The organism is Herbaspirillum sp. GCM10030257, assembly GCF_042666555.1.
GTDB lineage: Bacteria > Pseudomonadota > Gammaproteobacteria > Burkholderiales > Burkholderiaceae_D > Noviherbaspirillum.
In genome coordinates this window covers 1-4795 of record NZ_JBHTDH010000072.1, presented here as the reverse complement: position 1 = coordinate 4795, position 4795 = coordinate 1, and the positions used below count along the sequence as shown (strand labels likewise).

5 protein-coding genes are annotated in these 4795 nt (G+C 57.9%); 3 read left to right on the top strand and 2 right to left on the bottom strand.

The features are described 5' to 3' along the window. Nucleotides 1–670: 670 nt before the first annotated feature. Complete coding sequence (locus ACFQUU_RS28920; RefSeq protein ID WP_382252054.1) at nucleotides 671–1582, bottom strand: LysR family transcriptional regulator; 912 nt, start codon at nucleotides 1580–1582, stop codon at nucleotides 671–673. 98 nt (nucleotides 1583–1680) lie between these two features. On the opposite strand from ACFQUU_RS28920, the gene ACFQUU_RS28915 reads away from it, so the two are divergent. After that, nucleotides 1681–2010 (top strand): nuclear transport factor 2 family protein, encoded by a 330-nt coding sequence (locus ACFQUU_RS28915; RefSeq protein WP_382252053.1) that lies wholly within the window; start codon nucleotides 1681–1683, stop codon nucleotides 2008–2010. Beyond that, nucleotides 2007–2789 (top strand): SDR family oxidoreductase, encoded by a 783-nt coding sequence (locus ACFQUU_RS28910; protein ID WP_382252052.1) that lies wholly within the window; start codon nucleotides 2007–2009, stop codon nucleotides 2787–2789. Before ACFQUU_RS28915 ends, ACFQUU_RS28910 begins: the two co-directional genes overlap by 4 nt. Nucleotides 2790–3020: 231 nt before the next feature. Here ACFQUU_RS28910 and ACFQUU_RS28905 read toward each other — a convergent pair whose 3' ends face one another. Continuing rightward, on the bottom strand, nucleotides 3021–3620 hold the full coding sequence (locus ACFQUU_RS28905) for a site-specific integrase (RefSeq protein ID WP_382252050.1): 600 nt from the start codon (nucleotides 3618–3620) through the stop codon (nucleotides 3021–3023). 36 nt (nucleotides 3621–3656) lie between these two features. Here ACFQUU_RS28905 and ACFQUU_RS28900 point away from each other — a divergent pair, with 36 nt between their 5' ends. After that, nucleotides 3657–4349 (top strand): IS6 family transposase, encoded by a 693-nt coding sequence (locus tag ACFQUU_RS28900; RefSeq protein WP_382252049.1) that lies wholly within the window; start codon nucleotides 3657–3659, stop codon nucleotides 4347–4349. The last annotated feature ends 446 nt before the right edge of the window (nucleotides 4350–4795 follow it).

Here is a 4795-nt window from a genome sequence, read left to right as displayed (position 1 = left end):
TGGAAACGGAAATACCAGCGCACCGCGCAACTGATGACCGCACCGGGGAAACGATGGCGATAGTAACGGGCTTTGGGTATCTTCATTGCCCGACTTTACCAGCGTCCATCGTTAACGTGACATTGCCCTATCTTGCGTAGGTAGCTGACCGCATTGCGTTTGCCGTCCCCCTCACCGACGAACACGCTACGCCGACTTGGTTGGAAACGGCATGCCACTGCTTTGGTGAGGAGACAATTCTCGAACGGCCGCGTTGTGGAAGTTCTTACGGCAGCAATGGGTCGGGTCACGTCGGCCAGCGCTTAATCGGAAATGTCGGATGACGAACCCATACCGGTCGGTCACGGTTTGCGATGGTCCTTCTTGGATCGGCCAAGAGAGGACATTCGTCAGAAGTCTAGCCGCGGGCGGCCGACTAGGACCTAACTGGGAAGGCGTTACAAGCCAAACGAATACTGATCCCTTTGCACTCCAAGGTTTCCTTAGCCATCTCTCGGCGGCGAGATAGCCATAAAACTTTTTTGCCATCGGCTTATTGAGAATGTCGGCTTTCAAACGTTCTTCGGCGCACATCCTCTTCAGGCAGGCCTTCTCCGCTTCCACTGCCTTCATCCGCGCCATCACCGACGTGTCCATTCCAGTCTACTTGTCGCGCTACTTGCCGACCTAGCTATGGCTGCTCGAACGGTTTTCGATCCAACAAACAGTCGATGAACGCACCCAGGGGGGCCGGTCGATGCTGCCTATTCGGGTAGTAGAGGAACAGCCCTGGGCGCGAGACCGACCAGTCCGCGAGGACTCTAACCAGCCGTCCCTGCGCCAACAGCTCATCCACGCCATCTTGCTCAAAGTGATAGGCAATGCCGAGCCCGTTCAGCGCAGCGGCAATGCCGATGTCAGCGTGATTGGTGACGACGGGACCGTCCACCGCAACTTCGAGTCGCTGCCCCCGTTTCTTGAACTCCCAGCGATAATGTCTACCATCCCTCTGGAGCCGCCAGTTGATGCATGCATGGTGATGCAAATCGGCAGGTGACTTAGGTATGCCTCGACGTGCGAGGTAGTCAGGAGAGGCCACCGCAACCATGTTCAGGTCTGGCGTTAGGCGGATGGCAACCATGTCCTTCTCGAGCTGGCCACCCACGCGAATGCCCGCGTCGAAGCGGCCAGCGACGATATCAGCCAGCGCGTCGTCGACCACGATGTCGAGCACTACATCGGGGTGTGCTTGATGGAAGCGTGAAAGCCGAGGCGCAATGATGGTTCTCGCTGCGATCCCAAGCGTGTTGATCCGAAGCGTGCCACTCATCTGCCCTGTGGCCTCACTGGCTTCGGCGACCGCAACAGCCATTTCTCGAAACAACGGAGCTAAGCGGCGATAGAGCTGCTCGCCACTTGCCGACGGCGCGACGCTTCGGGTAGTGCGATTTAGAAGGCGGGCGCCGATGCGGCTTTCCAGCTGTCGAATGGTCTGGCTGAGTGCAGAAGGCGATAGGCCCAGCTGTTCTGCCGCCCGGGCGAAGCTCTGGCGCTCGACGACGGCGACAAAAGCCTTTAACTCAGCAAAGTCGGATCCACGCATTATGTATTCTCCTCTACATAGCGAATGCTGATTCTAGGATATTCCTTAAATGGACGCCAGGGTGCATTCTGTGAACTTTTCCAACCAAGGAGTTCGCCATGTCAGCTTTAACTCTCCCCGATCCCATTGCCGCGTATTTAACCGCCGACACGCGAGGTCCCGATGACGTCGCTCGCTGTTTCACACCGCAGGGCGTCGTGAAAGATAAGGGGCAGACTCATATCGGCCGCGAGGCGATTAAAGCATGGAAGGCTGAGTCATCGACGCTCTACACTTACACCACGGAGCCTTTCTCGGTGGAACTGATCAACGGCGTTCATGTGGTCTACAGCCACGTAGCCGGCAGCTTTCCAGGCAGTCCGATCGATCTCAAATTATCCTTCCGCCTCGAGCGCGGCCTGATTTCGAGCCTGGAGATCACCGTATGAGCTTCGACCTTCAACTCGATGGCCTGCGGGCAGTGGTCACCGGCGGTACGATGGGCCTTGGCGCTGCAGTCGTGCAAACCCTTGTGGAGGCCGGCGTCCAGGTCGCAACATCCGCGCGCAACGTGCCAGTAACGCGTTTGGATAGCGTCACATACATCCCTTCCGATCTGACGACGCCGGAAGGTGTGGCTCACGTCGCGCAGACCGTCCTCCAGAACTGGGGCGGTGTCGATATCGTGATCAACGTGCTGGGTGGGTCAGGCACTCCTGGTGGTGGCTTTGCCGCCATTAGTGACGAGCATTGGCTAGCGGAGCTGAACTTGAATCTGATGTCCGCAGTCCGTCTGGATCGCGCGCTGTTGCCCTCGATGCTTGCCCAAGGCTCAGGTGTCATCATCCATGTAAGTTCGATTCAGCGCGTGATGCCTCTGCCTGAGTCCACCACCGCCTATGCTTCTGCCAAGGCCGCGCTTACCACGTACAGCAAGTCCCTTGCAAAGGAAGTCATGCCGAAAGGTGTGCGTGTGCTGTCCGTCGCGCCAGGATGGATTGAGACGGAGGCATCCGTGAGACTGGCAGAACGGTTGGCCGCCCAGGCTGGGACGGACTACGAGGGAGGGAAACGCGTGGTCATGGACTCGCTTGGCGGAATCCCGCTTGGCAGGCCGGCCACGCCAGAAGAGGTTGCCGACTTGATCGCCTTCCTGGCGTCCCCTCGCGCCGCTTCGATCTCAGGGTCCGAGCACCGCATTGACGGCGGCACCGTTAAAACACTCTAACCGACGATCGCAACGAGTTGAGCGGCTGCGAGCCCCTTGGGGCTTGCAGCTGCTCGGACTTAACCCGTGAATATTGTTGGCTAGCGACAGCTATGGGTCGCGTCCTGTCATATGGCGGTCGAGTCCTTATGACCGCTTCCAGCCACCTACCAGCCGCTGCTGGAATCCCTGCTTATAGATAAAGAACTCGACGATGGACGAGCGTGCGACGGAACGATCTTGCTATACGACTTAGCTTTTCGGTGGCAACGACTCAAGCGTTAGCATTTCACTGATCCGGTGTCGTGCGAACGGGTCGGCACTATCGACATAGCGCATGGCCGAATGCACATCTTTCCAGCCGACATATTCCATCAGCGTTTTGACGTCCCAGCCATTAGCACTGGCCCAGGTAGCAAAGCCGCGCCGCAGAGAGTGACCGCTATACAGCTCAGGCGACATAACGCCAGCATCCTTCAGGATTGAGCGCAGTAACGGCACCAGGCTGTCGATGTGCAAGCCTTCGTCACTCACACGTCCCCAGCGATCAATGGCCCTGAAAACCGCTCCCTCACTGATCCGTGTTGCATCTACCCATGCAAGATAAGCTTCCACCGGGCAGAGTCGCGCGAGGGCCGGTGCCTTGAACGTTGTCCCCCTGACCTGACGATCGGTTTTGGTGACGGGAAAATAGCAATTCATGCCCTGGCCAGGCACCACCTCGACGTGCTCGGCACGCAGCCGCGTCAGTTCATCGCCCCGAAAGCCACGCCAGAAACCGAGCAGCAGCAGCGCCCGGTTTCGTAGGTGACGCAGTTCTGCGCCGCGGGGTTCCGTTGCAATAAGACGCATCTGGTAAAGTCGCCGATTTGATCGGGACGACTATCGATGAACGAGGCCTTAAGCAAAGTGCTCAAGCGATTGCATTATCCACTCGAGGTCATGCTGACCTGCGTGCGCTGGTACGTGGCCTATCCGCTGAGCCTGCGACACATCGAGGAAATGATGCGCGAGCGCGGCGTGTTCGTCGATCACACCACCATCCATCGCTGGTCAATCAAGATCCTGCCCGTGCTGGCTGCGGCTTTCCGCCGGCGTAAGCGCCCGGTTGGTAATAGCTGGAGGATGGATGAGACCTATGTGCTGGTGGGCGGCCAGTGGAAGTATCTCTATCGCGCCGTCGACCGTGACGGCGCCACCGTCGACTTCCTGTTCACTGCCAGACGCGATTTGACCGCAGCGCGCCGCTTCCTAGAACGTGCCATCGGCCGGCACGGCTTGCCCGACAAGATCACCATCGACAAGAGTGGTGCCAACACGGCTGCCATCCACGCCATTCAGGCCGATACCGGCGCGCTAATCGAGCTGCGGCAGGTGAAGTACCTGAATAACGTCGTCGAGCAGGACCATCGGGCCATCAAGCGCATCATCCGGCCCATGCTCGGCTTCCAGACCTTCCGTTGCGCGCGCATTCTGTTGTCCGGTATCGAGACTGTCCACATGATTAAGAAAGGGCCGTTTGACTGCCCCGACGGGCAAGTTGCGTCCGCCGCAGACCAGTTCTATTCACTGGCCGCCTGAGCGAACGACACTGCCTGCTTTCGCTTCTGCGGACTTCCTTATTGCAACGGAACCCATAGCTGCGCAAACCAACAACTTGTTGGCAGATACTCAGCGTGATCGGAGCGGCCGGAAGCCGTCTGCAGTCCCTACCTAATTCATCACAATGCTCGCTGGATCAATAATCGTCGACTATCGCTACCCGTCGTAAAGGCCTTTGATACCGTTATCAGTATCAAGCGGTTGTTTCGTTAGGTGATTTTGAGCGACCAACAGCAAAGTGGCAGTTTTACCTAGAACTCATTCCATAAATCGGTAGTCGATGCTTTTTTCGGATTCACATGGTTTTTCATCATGTCACGAAGAGAAGAGCTTACCGACGAGCAATGGGGGCTACTGGAGCCGTTGCTTCCCGTAACAGCGCGGCGACTCGATGGCCGTGGTCGACCTGAAGTCCACAGTGATCG